At 53.0% G+C, this 15,637-nt stretch carries 11 protein-coding genes; 10 read left to right on the top strand and 1 reads right to left on the bottom strand.

Annotation, left to right across the window (positions count from 1 at the left end):
- Positions 1–92 precede the first annotated feature (92 nt).
- The 10 genes from NT073_RS28870 (at position 93) to NT073_RS28825 (ending at position 14,043) form a co-directional block, all read left to right on the top strand.
- A complete protein-coding gene (locus NT073_RS28870; RefSeq protein WP_297380985.1) occupies positions 93–3,521 on the top strand; it encodes a SusC/RagA family TonB-linked outer membrane protein in 3,429 nt (1,142 codons plus the stop codon).
- An 18-nt stretch (positions 3,522–3,539) separates the two neighbouring features.
- Positions 3,540–5,102, top strand: coding sequence for a SusD/RagB family nutrient-binding outer membrane lipoprotein (locus NT073_RS28865; RefSeq protein ID WP_297380982.1), 1,563 nt, complete (start codon positions 3,540–3,542; stop codon positions 5,100–5,102).
- Between the two features lie 140 nt (positions 5,103–5,242).
- Positions 5,243–5,701: a RidA family protein gene (locus NT073_RS28860; protein ID WP_297380979.1), complete on the top strand. Its 459-nt coding sequence runs from the start codon at positions 5,243–5,245 to the stop codon at positions 5,699–5,701.
- Between the two features lie 85 nt (positions 5,702–5,786).
- Complete coding sequence (locus NT073_RS28855; protein ID WP_297380976.1) at positions 5,787–6,458, top strand: carbohydrate-binding family 9-like protein; 672 nt, start codon at positions 5,787–5,789, stop codon at positions 6,456–6,458.
- A gap of 30 nt (positions 6,459–6,488) precedes the next feature.
- The gene (locus NT073_RS28850; protein WP_297380973.1) at positions 6,489–7,712 is read left to right on the top strand and encodes an aminotransferase class V-fold PLP-dependent enzyme; all 1,224 of its coding nucleotides are present in this window, start codon (positions 6,489–6,491) and stop codon (positions 7,710–7,712) included.
- Between the two features lie 130 nt (positions 7,713–7,842).
- Positions 7,843–9,087, top strand: coding sequence for an amidohydrolase/deacetylase family metallohydrolase (locus tag NT073_RS28845; RefSeq protein ID WP_297380971.1), 1,245 nt, complete (start codon positions 7,843–7,845; stop codon positions 9,085–9,087).
- A gap of 27 nt (positions 9,088–9,114) precedes the next feature.
- Positions 9,115–10,920, top strand: coding sequence for a PQQ-dependent sugar dehydrogenase (locus NT073_RS28840; RefSeq protein ID WP_297380967.1), 1,806 nt, complete (start codon positions 9,115–9,117; stop codon positions 10,918–10,920).
- A 21-nt stretch (positions 10,921–10,941) separates the two neighbouring features.
- A complete protein-coding gene (locus tag NT073_RS28835) occupies positions 10,942–11,412 on the top strand; it encodes a RidA family protein (protein ID WP_297380965.1) in 471 nt (156 codons plus the stop codon).
- A 57-nt stretch (positions 11,413–11,469) separates the two neighbouring features.
- Positions 11,470–12,690 carry an aminotransferase class V-fold PLP-dependent enzyme gene (locus NT073_RS28830; RefSeq protein ID WP_297380962.1) on the top strand — a complete coding sequence of 407 codons (1,221 nt, stop codon included), beginning with the start codon at positions 11,470–11,472 and terminating at the stop codon, positions 12,688–12,690.
- A 69-nt stretch (positions 12,691–12,759) separates the two neighbouring features.
- A complete protein-coding gene (locus NT073_RS28825) occupies positions 12,760–14,043 on the top strand; it encodes an amidohydrolase/deacetylase family metallohydrolase (protein WP_297380958.1) in 1,284 nt (427 codons plus the stop codon).
- Positions 14,044–14,145: 102 nt separating this feature from the next.
- Here the strand turns inward: NT073_RS28825 and NT073_RS28820 are convergent, their stop codons facing one another.
- Positions 14,146–15,462: a glycosyltransferase gene (locus NT073_RS28820; protein ID WP_297380955.1), complete on the bottom strand. Its 1,317-nt coding sequence runs from the start codon at positions 15,460–15,462 to the stop codon at positions 14,146–14,148.
- Positions 15,463–15,637 lie beyond the last annotated feature (175 nt).

Here is a 15,637-nt window from a genome sequence, read left to right as displayed (position 1 = left end):
ATCGCCCTTCGTGTATGCTCATTACAACATCCGCTAAAAAGCGGACCGGGACTTTATTGTGCCGAATTTTTCACCCGACAAAAGCCAAAACTATGTCAAAACGAGTACTTTATCAAAAGACTTTACAGAAAATCATGCGCATTGGCATCTACCAGGCCTTTCTTTCTGTCGCTTTTGCCACCTTCTCCTACGCCTTAGAGGTTAGTGGGCAGAAAGTGCTGGAGCAAAAAGTAACCCTTCAACTGTCCAACGCCGATGTTGAAAAAGTGCTGGACAAAATTGAGACCGTTACGAACGTAAAATTTCTGTACAATCCGCAAATCTTCGGAAACGACACCAAAGCCACCTATAAATTTCGCAACGAACCGCTCTCCGAAGTCCTGAACAAGATCCTGTATCCGTATCAGGTTACCTACGAAGTCCTTCAGGATCGGATCATTCTGAAACGCCTGGAATCGTCCGACATCCGGGTTCCTGTTCAGCAGGAAGCCCCCAAACGTAAAGTGGCGGGTATCGTTCTCGACGAAAACGGGGCGGGTCTGCCGGGCGTGAGCGTCGTGATCAAAGAAGCCCAGAAAGGGACCACCACGGGTGCCGACGGCCGTTTTTCGCTCGATGTACCGGACGATAACGCGGTGCTGGTGTTCAGCTTTGTGGGCTACAAACGACAGGAGCTTACCATTGGCAACCAGAGTAACCTCTCGGTAACACTGGCTCCGGAAGCCAGCACCCTTGGCGAAGTGGTGGTAACGGCACTGGGTATTGCGCGGGAGAAAAAAGCACTCGCCTACGCCGTGTCGGAAGTGAAAGGCAGCGAGTTTACGCAGGCCCGCGAAAACAACGTAGCCAACGCTTTGACTGGCAAGATTGCGGGTGTTAACGCAACGGGTATGGCTACCGGCCCCGGCGGGTCGAGCCGCATCATCATCCGGGGCAACGGCTCCCTGAACGGCAACAACCAGCCGCTGTACGTTATCAACGGGATGCCCATGGACAACAGCACCCCCGGCGGTACCACCGCCGACGGTAACGGTATGAACGTGGACCGGGGCGACGGCATTGGCGGTATCAACCCCGACGATATCGAATCCATCAGCGTGCTGAAAGGCGGCCCTGCTGCGGCTCTGTACGGTGCCCGTGCCTCCAATGGTGTTATTCTGATCACTACCAAGAAGGGTCGCGCCCAGAAGGGTGTCGGGGTGGAGATCAACAGCAACACGACCTTTGAAGATATTGCCGTTATTCCAAATTGGCAGTATGAATACGGTCAGGGTCTGGATGGCAAAAAACCAACCACGGTAACGGAGGCCAAAAGTACCGGTCGACTGTCGTACGGGGCTAAAATGGATGGACTACCAACGATTCAGGTGGATGGACAGATGCACCCCTACTCTCCGCAGAAAGACAACCTGAAGAACTTCTACCGCACGGGTACCAACTACATCAACTCGCTGGCCTTCACCGGTGGCAGCGAAACGGTAAACTTCCGTCTGGGGCTCAACAACACCCAATCGAACAGCATCGTGCCTAACTCATCGTTCTCCCGGCGGATTGCTAACCTGAACCTGAACGCCTTTCTGGGCAAGAAACTGAGCGTTGAAACAGTGTTCCAGTACAATGTGGAAGAGGGGATCAACCGCCCGAAAGTGGGGTATGCCGATTTTAACCCGCACTGGGCGACTTACCTGATTGCCAACGTGGTCGACATCCGCAGTCTGGCACCGGGCTACGACCCCGTTACGGGCAAAGAGACCGAATGGAACCCCGTTCCGGCCGCACCGAACCCATATTTCGTGATCAACAAGTTCAAGAACAACGACACCAAACACCGGTTCATCAGCCAGGGAAGCATCCGCTACGACATTCTGGACAACCTATTTATTAAAGGCAGCGTGAGCCAGGATTTTTATAGCTTTTCGTCAGAATATGTCCAGCCTACCAACAACGCCTACCAGCCGCTGGGCACCTACGAAGCCCGTAAAACAAGCTCGTCGGAAACCAATGGCATGTTGACGCTGAACTACAACACGACCTTTTTCAAGGACCTTACCTTTTCAGCCCTGCTGGGCGGCAATGCCCAGAAAGCGATCTTCGATCAGACAACCATAGCTGGCAGTGAATTTACCGTACCGTATTTCTACAGCTACACCAACCTGGCCACCTCAACGACCACACCGACTTACCTGAAAAGTGCCATCAATTCGGTGTTTGGCTCGGCGGATTTCGGGTATAAAAACGTGGCGTATCTGACGCTGTCCGGTCGGCAGGACTGGTTCTCGGTACTGAACCCCAAGAGCAACAGCATCTTCTACCCTTCTGTGGGTGGCTCGTTCATTCTGTCGGATGCGTTCCAACTGCCCAAGGCGGTTAGCTTTGCCAAGTTACGGGCGTCGTGGGCGCAGGTGGGTGGTGCGACGGTCAACGCCTACCAGATTTACCAGTACTACTCCATGCAGCAGGGTGGTCACAATGGCCGGCCCGTACAAGTGCTATCGTCGTCGCAGGTACCCAACCCCGACCTGAAACCGCTGACCTCGACCACCTATGAGGGCGGCATCGAAGCCAAGTTCCTAAATAACCGGCTGGGCATCGACCTGACACTCTACAACCGCAAAACGACCGACGACATCGTAACGACGAACATTGCTCTATCGTCGGGCTACACCTCGGCCCTGCTGAATGTGGGAGCGTTGAGCAACAAAGGTGTTGAACTCCTGTTGACCGGCACGCCCGTTAGCAAAGGGCCTTTTTCGTGGGATGTTAGCTACAACATGGCGTATAACAAGAGTAAAATCGAACAACTGGCCGCAGGCATCACCGGTATCGACGTTGGTGCTGGCGTAGGTGGTGGTCTGGTTCGGAATGTGCTCGACCGGCCTTACGGCACCGTTTGGGGCTATAATAAGAAAACCGATGCCAACGGTAACGTCGTTTTCAATACGGCCAGCGGCTACGCGCTTCGGGGCGATTTGCAGGAGATCGGACAGGGCACACCCCCGCTCACGATGGGTATTACCAACAATTTCCGGTACAAGAACTTCTCGCTGAACATTCTGGTCGATGGTAAATTCGGCAGCATCGTGTATTCGAACCTGTATCAATACGCCTACCGCTTCGGTCTGCCGCAGGAAACCCTGCCGGGTCGCGAGACGGGCATCACCGTTACGGGCGTAACCCCCGAAGGTGCCCCTTATACCAAAACATGGAGCAAAGAAGAAGTCGATACATATTACGATAACGACAAGAACTACACAGCCATGTTCATGTTCAACAACGACTTCGTGAAGCTGCGTCAGGTGATCCTCAGCTATAACCTGCCCGTTGCCAAACTGCCGTTCCTGAAGCTACAATCGGCTACGATCTCGTTTGTGGCACGTAACCTGGCCATTCTTTACAAAGACAAGAAGAACCAGTACTTCGATCCCGAGTCGGGCTATACAAGCACCAACGCGCAGGGTCTTGAGGCTTTCGGCGTACCCAGAACCCGGAGCCTGGGCGTGAACTTAATGGTGAAATTCTAACCAAAAAATTTTCTGACGATGAAGAATCTGATCCAAAAAATACTGGTTGTGGCCCCAATGCTTCTGCTCCTCTCTGCCTGCGACAAGGGCTTTGAGGAGATGAACGTGGACCCGAACAAATACTCGGAAGTAGTGCCCGGCTACCTTTTTACCCGCGCCCAACTGGACGGCGTGAGCACTAACTTTACCGGGGCAGCCTATCTGACTATTGGCCAGTCGATGCAGCAGTTCGCCACCTACAAAGAGGTACCGGCTGCGGGCGACAAGTACTTTAACTACAGCTATTCGACTGGCAACTGGAATGCCTACGCCGGTACCGCAGCCGGGCAGGGCGCAGTGGTCTCCATCCGGCAGGTGATCGACGCCGTTTCGACCAGCCCGCTGGATGTCAATAAACTCTCGGCAGCTCGTATCTGGAAGGCGTATATTTTCCATCGCCTGACGGATATGTACGGCGACATCCCCTACTTCGATGCAGGCAAAGCCCTTTCGGATAAGAATTACAGCCCCAAATACGATACCCAGCAGGCTATTTACGCCGACCTGCTGAAAGAACTGGACGAATCCATTGCTGCTTTCGATGCCAGCAAAGCCACGTTTGGCAACGCCGACCTGATGTACGGGGGCGACATTACCAAATGGAAGAAATTCGCCTATTCGCTGATGCTGCGGCTGGGTATGCGCCTGACCGAAGTGGACCCGGCGCTGGCCAAAACCTGGAGCGAAAAAGCCATTGCCGGGGGCATTATTCTCGACGATGCCGACCGCGCCGTGATTGCCTATGTCGATGGGTCGCAAACGGCCAGCCGTAACTTCATTGCCAGCGGGTTGATCAGCACGGATTACGTAACACCCGGTGGCGATAACGTAGAAGGCGGTAAGTACGCCAAAACGTTCATCGACTACCTCAAGAACACCAAAGACCCACGTCTGAACGTGATCTCGATTGTGTGGACAACCACCGACGGCAAAACGTTCACTGCCGACACAACAACGGCTCTGCAAAGTGGTATGCCCAACGCAGCTTACAACAACCTGCCTGCCAATTTCAACTCGTTCTCGGAGCCCAACCCGAACACGCTGCTGAAATACAGCGCCCCGCTGATCGTGTTTGGCAATGCCGAAACGAACCTGTTACTGGCCGAGGCCGCTGTTCGGGGTTGGGCCAGCGGCACCACCGCAGCTACGGCTTATGCCAATGCCGTGCGTGCCGGTATGCGGCAATGGGCGCTGTTTGGAACGGGCGGTACGATTTCGGAAGCTCGGATCAACGCCTATCTGGCGGTTAATCCATACAAAGCTACAGGAACGGTGGCGCAGCAGATGGAGCAGATTCAGACGCAGAAATGGGTATCCCTATTTCTGGAAGATGAATACGAAATCTTCTCCAACTGGCGTCGGACGGGGTATCCGGTGCTCACACCAACCAATTATCCGGGCAACCTCACCGGCGGCAAAATCCCGACCCGCTTTGTGATTCCCGACTCGGAAGAGACGTACAACAAAACTAACTTCATCGAAGCTCGTACGCGGCAGGGCGGCACGAACACGCTCTCCAGCGTAGTGTGGTGGGATAAGTAAAGCAAAACTGTAGCGTAGTGCTGAGGTCTTTACCCCGACACTACACTACAGTTTCTAATATTTTTTAATAAATTGACAGGCAGTGGCTTAAATTTAGAGTAAGTTCCTAAAAAACGCCCTTTTCCTTTTTTAAGCGATTCATGAAAGCACAACGCCGTTCCCTGTTAAAACGCCTGTTTTCATCCGTAGCCGGACTAACCGGACTACATACCTCGACCGAAGTTCAAGCTGTGTCAACCCCTGAAAAAGAAGTGGCCAGTGTAGTATCTCAGGACGATATTCCCTTGTATTCGGGGTCGACAAAGCTAGGCAATCTGGTCTTTGTGTCCGGGGCCGGGGCTCACTTCGAGGGCGATATCCGGTCGCATACAGATCATGTGCTCAAGGAGATCGAGAAAGAACTAATCAAGGCAGGTTCGTCAATGGACAAAGTACTAAAAGTGAACGTCCTGCTGCATGATCTCAAGGATTACAAAGCTATGAACGAAGTTTATAAAGGTCGTTTTGGCAAGAATCCACCCGTTCGGACAACGGTCGCCGTTCACGCCGGTGTTCCCGGCAACTCCTGGGTCGAAATTGACTGCGTCGCGTATGTGTAGTACTGTGTACCAAACAGCTAGAAACGGTTGGGTACGAAAAAAACTCACCGTCGTCGTTTTAGCCATTTTACTCTCCCTAAGACTCATGCCTATCCACGCACAAACCAGCGATCCAACGCAAATGGTCGTCCGAAAAACCGATGATTTCCAAGTGAATGGCAATGGCGACAACAGCGCCTGGAACAAAACAGACTGGGTACCCATCACGATTCAGGAATCGGCCGGGCGAAACCTGGCGACGAAGACCAAAACGCTATATTCTGGTACGGGTATGTATTTCCTCTTTCAGTGCGAAGATGAAACGTTAACGGCTACGATACAGGACGATTTCGGGGCGTTGTACAACGAGGATGTGGTAGAAGTATTTCTCTGGCCTGATGAGTCTGTACCCATCTACTTTGAGTACGAACTATCACCGTTGAATTACGAATTAGCGATTCTGGTGCCGAATCTAAATGGCAAATTCATGGGCTGGAAACCCTGGCATTACACAGGTAAATCGAAAGTGCAACATGCGACCAGCATTCAGGGTGGCGACAAGGTAAGCAAGGCAGCCATTAAAGGCTGGACGGCCGAGTTTTTTATTCCCTATACGTTACTAAACCCTCTCGTTCAGACTCCACCAACGTCTGGCACGAAATGGCGCGGTAACCTGTACCGCATTGATTACGACAAGGGGTATCAAACCTGGTCGTGGCAAAAAACGAGTGGCAGCTTTCACGAATTCAAGAAGTTCGGAACGCTGATTTTTGAGTAAGAACGATCACCGATACAAACCAACTTTATCATGCTCAATAGAAGATCCCTCATCAAACGACTGTCGACCGTGCCCCTGCTGGGTGGCCTGATCGGTAGCGTAACTCCGCTTGAGTCGGTGCTGGCAGCTCCGGCCAAGGCGGCCTCGCGGAACGTACTCAAGGAACTGGGTTTACGTACCTTCATTAATGCGGCCGGTACCTACACAGCCATGACGGGCTCGCTGATGGAAGATGACGTGGTGGAAACGATCAACGCATCATCCAAAGAGTTTGTCATGCTGGACGATGTGCAGACCAAAGTTGGCGAAAAGATTGCCGCCCTGACCCATGCCGAATCGGCGGTGGTGACGGCGGGCTGTTTCTCGGCCATGACCCTTGGACTGGCGGGTGTATTGACGGGCATGGACCAGAAAAAAGTAGAGCTGTTGCCGCATCTGGAAGGCACCGACATGAAGTCGGAGGTGATTGCCCAGAAAGCGCACAACATTGGCTACAACCACGCCCTCACTAATACCGGTTGTAAAATTGTAGTAGTCGAAACGCTGGAAGAGGCCGAAAAAGCCATCAACAGCAAAACGGCCATGCTCTGGTTTCTGAACATCCAGTCCGACAAAGGCCAGATTCAGCATCAGGAATGGGTAAACCTGGGCAAGAAACACAACATCCCGACGATGATCGACATTGCTGCCGATGTGCCGCCGGTCGAGAATCTCTGGAAATTCAACGACATGGGCTTCGACCTGGTTTGCGTATCGGGCGGGAAGGCCATGCGAGGGCCACAAAGCGCAGGTTTGCTGATGGGCAAAAAACAGTACATCGCTGCCGCCCGGCTCAGCATGCCACCCCGTGGCTCCACCATCGGCCGGGGCATGAAGGTGAACAAAGAGGAGATTCTGGGCATGTACGTCGCCCTCGATAAGTTCATCGCAATGGACCACAAGAAAGAATGGAAGATGCTGGAAGATAGGGTGGCGGTCATTTCCAACGCCATCAAAGGCATTAACGGAATCAACGTCGAAACCTACGCGCCACCACTGGGCAACCACACGCCCACCATGCGGGTAACGTGGGAAACGGGCAAAGTCAACCTGACCACGAAGTCTTTACAGGAAAACCTGCGCAACGGAAACCCGTCCATTGAAGTTGTGGGCGAACCCAACGGCATCAGCATGACAACTTGGATGCTCAAACCCGGCCAGGATAAAATTGTGGCAGCAAGGCTGAAAGAAGAGTTTACGAAAGCGGCTGTGTAATTACCCCCACTCCCCTAAAGGGGGCTTCCCTCATACTCAATTAAAGCTCCCTTTAAGGGGTGGGGGTAATGTTGCTATTAGCCTATGGTTACGTGGTCTTAAGAACCGCGCTTCTTATATATCCTAACCCATGAAAAACATCTTATTCTTCCTGACCCTTTTCTCTTTTCTGTCGGTTTCGGTCTGGGCGCAACCCTATACGCTTCTTATCAAAGGCGGGCACCTGATCGACCCGAAAAATAACATCGACGCGGTGATGGACGTCGCCATCACCGATGGGAAAGTCACGCAGGTGGCGAAATCCATCGACGCGAAACAAGCGCGGCAGGTGGTCGATGCGAAAGGCATGTACGTAACGCCCGGCCTGATCGACATTCACGGGCACGTGTTTTACGGCACCGAACCCGACCATTACCTGAGCAACGGACTGGTAGCCGTCTCGCCCGACGGGTTCACGTTTCGGGTGGGCGTCACGACCATTGTCGATGCGGGGGGCGCAGGCTGGAAATCGTTCGAGACGTTCAAAAAGAACATCATTTTCACGTCCAAGACTCGTGTGCTGTCGTTTATGAACATCGTGGGCGAAGGCATGCGCGGGGGCGTTTTCGAGCAGGACACCACCGACATGGACCCCAAAATGGCCGCTAAAGTGGCGCTCGAAAACAAGAATGACGTTGTCGGATTCAAGGTCGCCCACTTTCAGGGACCTAGTTGGGCACCCGTCGACCATGCCGTGGCGGCTGGTAAACTGGCCAACATGCCCGTTATCATTGACTTCGGCGGGAATAACCCACCCCTTTCGCTCGAAGAACTATTCATGAAGCACCTTCGTCCGGGCGATATTTTCACCCATGCCTACACCCTGCTGGAAGGCAACGTCCGGGAGACGATAGTCGATGAAGCGACCAAAACTGTGAAGCCGTTTGCCTGGGAGGCCCGTAAGAAAGGCATCGTATTCGACGTAGGTTATGGCGGGGCGAGTTTCAACTACTCGCAGGCCATCCCGGCGGTGAAAGCTAAATTTTACCCGACCACCATCAGCACCGATCTGCATACCGGCAGCATGAACGGTTCCATGAAAGACATGCTCAGCATCATGTCCAAATTCGTGGCGATGGGCGAAGACATTCCGAGCGTCATCAAAGCCAGCACCTGGACCCCGGCGCAGGTCATCAAACGCGAGAATCTGGGGCATTTATCTGTAGGCGCCATTGCCGATGTCGCCATTTTCTCGATGCGGCAGGGCACGTTCGGCTTTTACGACAAAACCGGCTATAAGATGATGGGCAAGCAGAAGTTCGAATGCGAAATGACCATCAAAGGTGGCAAGGTTGTGTATGATCTGAATGGTATTGGCATTGCGAGTGCAAAGTAGCGTTTACCTTTTCCTTCTCTCAACCCAATGACAAAAATTTACATCAAAGGCATTGCACTGGCCCTGCTGACATTTGTTGGATTTACGCAGCGGGCTACCCGGAATGGACTTCCCATACAAACCGATGCCAATGGGGGCCTGTTTGTCCCTGAAGGATTCGAAGCAACGGTTGTGGTCGACAGCCTGCCCGGACGGGCGCGGCACCTGGCCGTCAACGAAAACGGCGACATTTATGTAAAAGCCCGCTTCGCCCGCAACAAAGATGAGTCGGTGATTGCGCTGCGGGACACCAACGGCGACGGTCGGGCCGACATCATCAAGACATTTGGGGGTATTGGTAAAGAGCGTGCCTATGGAACGGCCATGCGGATTTACAAAGGCTACCTGTATTTCAGTTCGGAGATGAACGTGTTTCGTTACAAGCTCAAACCCGGTGAACTGATTCCGAGCAGCCCCATGGAGACGATCCTCACCGACGACCATGAGCACGGGATGCATGAACACATTGCCAAACCCATTACGTTCGATAACGACGGCCATATGTACGTTGCATTCGGGGCGGCTTCCAACGGTTGCCAGCCCAAAAACCGGACGCCCAACATGGCTGGTATCGACCCCTGCCCGATGCTGGAAGACCACGGCGGCATCTGGCAGTTCGACGCTAACAAAAACAACCAGACCCAGAAAGACGGCCGTCGGTATGCTACCGGCTTACGCTCGGTGGTGGGTATGGACTGGAACCCAACCAATAACAGTTTATACGCCCTTCAGCACGGACGCGACGATCTGCTGATGCTGTGGGCCGAAAAATACAACCCCTGGCAGAGTGCCGTTTTCCCCGCTGAAGAGCTGTTTCAGGTGAAGGACGGCATGGATGGCGGATGGCCATATTGCTATTACGATCAGATTCAGGGCAAAAAACTGCTCAACCCGGAGTACGGTGGCGATGGTAAACTAGTGGGTCGCTGTGGCGATTACGAAAAGCCGTTAATTGGCTTCCCGGCGCACTGGGCACCCAACGACATCCTGTTTTATCAGGGCACCAACGCATCGAACGGCTTTCCGGAACGGTACAAAGACGGGGCATTTATTGCCTTTCACGGCTCTACCAACCGGGCGCCCTATCCGCAGGCTGGTTATTTCATTGGCTTCGTCCCCGCCAAAAGCAAGACGCTGGGAAGCGACTGGGAAGTCTTTGCCGATGGCTTTGCCGGTGTCGACCCGATTGTCAACGTGAGCGATGCGCATTATCGTCCGATGGGTATAGCGATGGGGCCGGATGGCTCGTTGTACTTCGCCGAAACCGAGAAGGGCAAAATCTGGAAAGTCACCTATAAAGGCAACAAGCAGAACTTCGGCCCGGCTCAACTGGCGCAGATGGAGAAGCGCAAGACCCTGTCGAACATCCGCGACCCGGATTTTATCACCGACAACCTGGATCGGGATCGGCCCGTGGCGGGGGGTAAAGTATATGGTACTTATTGCTCCGCCTGCCACCAGCGCAATGGCCTGGGCGACTCACAGCGGTTTCCGCCCCTGGCCGGTTCGGAGTGGGTAACGGGCGATAAGAAGAAGCTTATTACGGTGCTGCTGAAAGGGCTGGAAGGCCCCATTGAGGTGAAAGGGCAGTCGTACAACAACGCCATGCCCCAGCACAGTTTTCTGAAAGATGAAGAGCTTTCTGAAGTATTGACCCACATCCGGCAGAACTTTGGCAACACCGCCGATGGCATCAGCGCGGCCGAAGTCAACGAAGTCCGGCTGGCGATCAACCAGCAGGAGCGTAAAGAGAGTACCCCAAAACGTAAATCCAGTAGCAAAACCAAACGATAACAACCAGTAATTCAATTCATCATGGAAACACAACGCCGTTCTATTCTTAAACGCCTTTTTGCCTCTGCCGCCGGTGTCGTCGGACTGGGTGCTGCCAGCAAAGCCATTGCCGAACCCATTGCCGAGCCTGCTGCCGAGAAAGAAGTATTCAACGTGGTTATGCAGGACGATGTGCCGCTTTTTTCCCAATCTACCAAAATGGGAAATCTGGTGTTTATAGCGGGCATAGGCTACCACAAGGAGGGCGACATTAAAGTACATACCGACGAGGTACTAAAGGAAATGGAAAAACAGCTGATCAAAGCGGGTTCATCTATGGAGAAAGTCCTGAAAGTAGGCGTATTCCTGCACGACCTCAACGACTACAAAGGGATGAACGATGTTTACAGAGGCCGATTCGGAAAGAAGCCCCCCGTTCGGACTACGGTAGCCGTGTATGGCGGTGTACCGGGCGACTCGCTGGTTGAAATGGATTGCATTGCTTATATCTAGCCGATACCACATCTACCACGGTCACTTTAGCTATTTACCCTATTTTCGAATCTTCGCATGTTAAGCAGACGAAAACTCATCAAACGCCTGTCCAGCGTTCCCATTTTAGGCGGGCTGGTCGGCGGGCTTCCGCTGTCGCTGGAAGCGGCTCCGGCAGTGGCTCCCAAGCGTGATTTATTTAAGGAGTTCGGCATTCGTACGTTCATCAACGCGGCTGGTACCCTCACCTACATGACCGGCTCGCTCATGCACGACGAGGTGCTGGACGCTATTAATTACGGCGCTAAAGAATTTTGTCTGCTCGATGAGATTCAGGATAAAGTCGGGGCTAAGATCGCCCAGATGGTTCACTCCGAAGCAGCCGTTGTTACCTCCGGGGCTTTCTCCGGGATGACGCTTGGACTGGCGGGAATTCTGACCGGTATGGATCAGAAAAAGGTGGAGATGTTACCGCATCTGGCCGGTACCGGCATGAAAACGGAAGTTATCTGCCAGAAAGCCCACGACATCGTTTACAACCATGCCCTGACCAACACCGGCTGTAAAATCGTGGTGGTCGAAACAGCGGAAGATGTAGAAAAGGCGATCAACGAGAAAACCGCGCTGATGCACTTCCTGCACATCGAAGCCGATAAAGGCAAGATCATGCACGAAGAATGGGTGGCGCTGGGTAAAAAACACAACATCCCAACATCCATCGACATTGCCGCCGATGTGCCGCCGGTCGAGAATCTCTGGAAATTCAACGACATGGGCTTCCATTTCGTGGTTATTTCGGGTGGAAAAGCAATGCGGGGGCCGCAGAGTGCGGGCTTGCTGATGGGCAAGAAAAGCATCATTGAAGCCGCCCGGCTCCATATGCCGCCCCGAGGTTTCAACATCGGCCGGGGTATGAAGGTAAATAAAGAAGAAATTCTGGGCATGTACGTCGCGCTGGAGCGGTTCATCAACGAAGACCACGACAAGGTGTGGAAGATGTGGGAAGAAAACACGGCCTATGTCGAGAACACGGTCAAAGCTGTTAATGGTGTAACGACCAGCGTGCATGTACCGCCCCTGGGCAACCATACGCCCACCCTGCGTATCTCGTGGGACCCCGCCAAACTCCGCATCACGGGCAAGGACCTACAGGAAGCCCTTCGCAAAGGCGACCCTTCGATAGAGGTAGGCGGCAGCGGCCCCAGCAACATCGGCGTAACGGTCTGGATGATGAAACCCGGCCAGGAAAAAATCGTAGCCCGGCGCATTAAAGAAGAACTGACCAAAGCAGCTGTATAACGTATCTTTTTGTCATTCTGACCGGTCCGCCGATGCGTCAGGAGGAATGACAAAAACATCCCCTCAACTATGAAAAAGATACCCTTACTCCTACTCTTCGTCTGCTTCGCATTGAGCCAGCTAGCCCTGGCCCAGCCGTATAGCGTCGTCATCAAAGGCGGGCATGTCATTGACCCGAAGAATAATATCGACGGCATCATGGACGTCGCCATTGCCGATGGGAAGATTGCGCAGGTCGCCAAATCCATTGATACCAAAGGTGCCCTTCAGGTGGTCAATGCCAAAGGTATGTACGTGACGCCGGGTATTATCGACATGCACACGCACGTCTTTTTCGGCACCAACCTCGACCAGACCTACAGCAACGGTCCCAATGCCCTGCCGCCCGATGGATTCACCTTTCGCAACGGCGTGACGACTATTGTGGATGCGGGCTGCTCGGGTTGGCGTGACTTCGAAACGTTCAAGAAACAGACCATCGACCTGTCGCAGACGCGGGTACTGGCTCTGCTTAACATTGTGGGCAGTGGCATGCGGGGCGGCAAGTTTGAGCAAAACATCGACGACATGGATGCCAAACAAACGGCCGAGATGGCGAAAAAGTACCCCGAATATGTAGTGGGCGTTAAACTTGCTCACTACAACGGCTACGACTGGACACCCACCGATCGTGCCGTGGAAGCTGGAAAACTCGCTAACGTTCCCGTCATGATCGACTTCGGTGGCAGTACTCCTACCCTGTCGATTGAGGACCTGTTTTTAAAGCGGCTGCGTCCGGGCGATATTTTCACGCATTGCTTCGGGCAGTTGAAGACGAGGGAGCCTATTCTGGATGTGACGACCAATAAGGTAAAACCTTTTGTGTGGGAAGCGCAGAAGAAAGGGATCATTTTCGACGTAGGCTACGGCGGCATCAGCTTTGCTTTTTCTCAGGCAATTCCGGCTATCAAAAGCGGCTTCTACCCTAATACCATCAGCACCGATATTCATACGGGCAGCATGAACAACGCGATGAAAGACATGCTCAACGTGATGTCGAAGTTTATGGCAATGGGCATGAACTTACAGAGCGTGATCAAAGCCAGCACCTGGGCACCGGCGCAGGCTATCAAACGTCCTGAGCTGGGGCATCTGTCGGTAGGTTCCGTGGCCGATGTGGCGATCCTGAACCTGCACGATGGCAAGTTTGAGGTTCGGGATACAGGCTATTTCGGTTTCTTCGACTATACCGGGCACAAGATTGAAGGCAAACAAAAATTGGGCTGCGAAATGACCATTCGCAAAGGCAGGATTGTGTACGACCTCAACGGCATCGCTAACCCGGTTGTCGTCACCCAGCAACCCCGCTCATGATGTAGTGGACCGCATCCTGCTGTCCCCGCTGCTGAGCGAATATGGCCTCTGCTAAACAAAATTCGCCTGTCGGCGGGGACAGCAGAATGCGGTCAACTACTGTTACACGAATTCCGTTTCAGGTTCGAACTTTCCCAGCAGGTCATGAATGTACGTTGTGCAGACCGTGTTCGTATCATACTGCATAAAGTCAATACCTATTCGCTGCACGTTTCGTTTGTAATTCCGGTCGGCCAGCACCCGTACTACGCTTTTTCGAATCTGGGCGGCTGTTGGCGTTTCCGTTTTCAGGTTTATGCCCACGTTGAAGTACCCAATGTGGGCAGCAATGTCGTTTTTGCCTTCATAAACCCCGGCGGCCACCATAGGCAATCCATGCTGTAAGGCCAGCGTGACTCCACCATAACCCGCATTGGTCACGTACACATGCACATGCGGCATGACCGAATTGAAGTCAATGAAGTCTTCAATGATAAAATTCGCCTGTGGGTAACGCGTCCGCAACTCGTCAGTCCGTGAACCTCCCGTCGTAACTATTACCAGCGTTTTAGGGTCATCTTTGTAGGCCTCAAGCGTAGGAACGATGATCTTGGCGGGGTCGCGCTCAACGGTTCCCTGCGTTACCAGCACCACGTTTTTGTACTGCTTCGCCAACTCCACCTGCCGGAACGGATGCCGTCCTCCTTTGTTATGAGGCAGCATCGGACCCACAAACCGAATATTCGGGCTCATCGTCTGGCGAGGATATTCGAAAGCGGGCGTACCGCTCTGCAAAAAAAGATCGGGTTGCCGGATGAAAGTATCGAACATAAAATCGGTCGTTGTGGCCAGACCATGTTCTTCCAGTAGTTGATTGAACAGATCGGTGCAGGGTTTGAGCAGGTGATTGACGGTCAGGTAGCGAATAAAATCCTGCTTCAGTTTACCGAAGAATCCATTCGCGGGCACCATACCCAAACCTGCCGGTGGTACGTCCCGCCCTGTCTCGGACAAAGGCACCACACCCACCGCAGCCACTGGCACATTCAGCAGTTTCTGAATGAAAGGTGCTCCGGTGAAGAGCATGTCGCAAACGAGCAAATCGTACGGAAACTCATGGTAAATGGCCTTCAAATCGATCACGAACTCCGGTGCCCGGAGTAGAAAAAGGTTGTTGAGGTCGAACCGCAGCCGGGCTATGGTTCCTTTGATATGCTGGCGTTCGGGCAGCGCCGTATCCAGGTTGAGTTGGTTGATTTCCTTCGCCTGCTGGTAAGGATAGTACGGGATGCCCAGCGATTTGATTTTATCGGCGTAGGCTGGACCGGTATACCAGCGAACATCATGGCCAAGTTGCTGAAGGTGAACGGCAAGTCCGGTAAGTGGATTCAGGTGGCCGTCCATCGGCATTGTTGCAAAAAGGATACGTTTTGGGTTCATTAGTTGTGTTTTAATTAAAAAGTTAATGAGCCAAAAGTAATTGACAGTAAGGGGGTTGCTCTACTCCAATCCGATGAATTGGCATAACCAATTCATGAACTGTGCATAAAGTCCCTACCAACTGCTATAGTCGTTTTCAGTGTCTGCCAGGCAAACAGACAGATTGATTTTACGA

The organism is Spirosoma sp., from assembly GCF_026391055.1.
GTDB lineage: Bacteria > Bacteroidota > Bacteroidia > Cytophagales > Spirosomataceae > Spirosoma.
This window is presented reverse-complemented; position numbering and strand designations above follow the sequence as displayed.

Coding starts and splice junctions, on each gene's coding strand:
- NT073_RS28855 (WP_297380976.1), top strand. CDS start 5,787: ATGCCTATCCACGCACAAACCAGCGATCCAACGCAAATGGTCGTCCGA.
- NT073_RS28850 (WP_297380973.1), top strand. CDS start 6,489: ATGCTCAATAGAAGATCCCTCATCAAACGACTGTCGACCGTGCCCCTG.
- NT073_RS28860 (WP_297380979.1), top strand. CDS start 5,243: ATGAAAGCACAACGCCGTTCCCTGTTAAAACGCCTGTTTTCATCCGTA.
- NT073_RS28840 (WP_297380967.1), top strand. CDS start 9,115: ATGACAAAAATTTACATCAAAGGCATTGCACTGGCCCTGCTGACATTT.
- NT073_RS28835 (WP_297380965.1), top strand. CDS start 10,942: ATGGAAACACAACGCCGTTCTATTCTTAAACGCCTTTTTGCCTCTGCC.
- NT073_RS28865 (WP_297380982.1), top strand. CDS start 3,540: ATGAAGAATCTGATCCAAAAAATACTGGTTGTGGCCCCAATGCTTCTG.
- NT073_RS28845 (WP_297380971.1), top strand. CDS start 7,843: ATGAAAAACATCTTATTCTTCCTGACCCTTTTCTCTTTTCTGTCGGTT.
- NT073_RS28830 (WP_297380962.1), top strand. CDS start 11,470: ATGTTAAGCAGACGAAAACTCATCAAACGCCTGTCCAGCGTTCCCATT.
- NT073_RS28870 (WP_297380985.1), top strand. CDS start 93: ATGTCAAAACGAGTACTTTATCAAAAGACTTTACAGAAAATCATGCGC.
- NT073_RS28825 (WP_297380958.1), top strand. CDS start 12,760: ATGAAAAAGATACCCTTACTCCTACTCTTCGTCTGCTTCGCATTGAGC.
- NT073_RS28820 (WP_297380955.1), bottom strand. CDS start 15,462: ATGAACCCAAAACGTATCCTTTTTGCAACAATGCCGATGGACGGCCAC.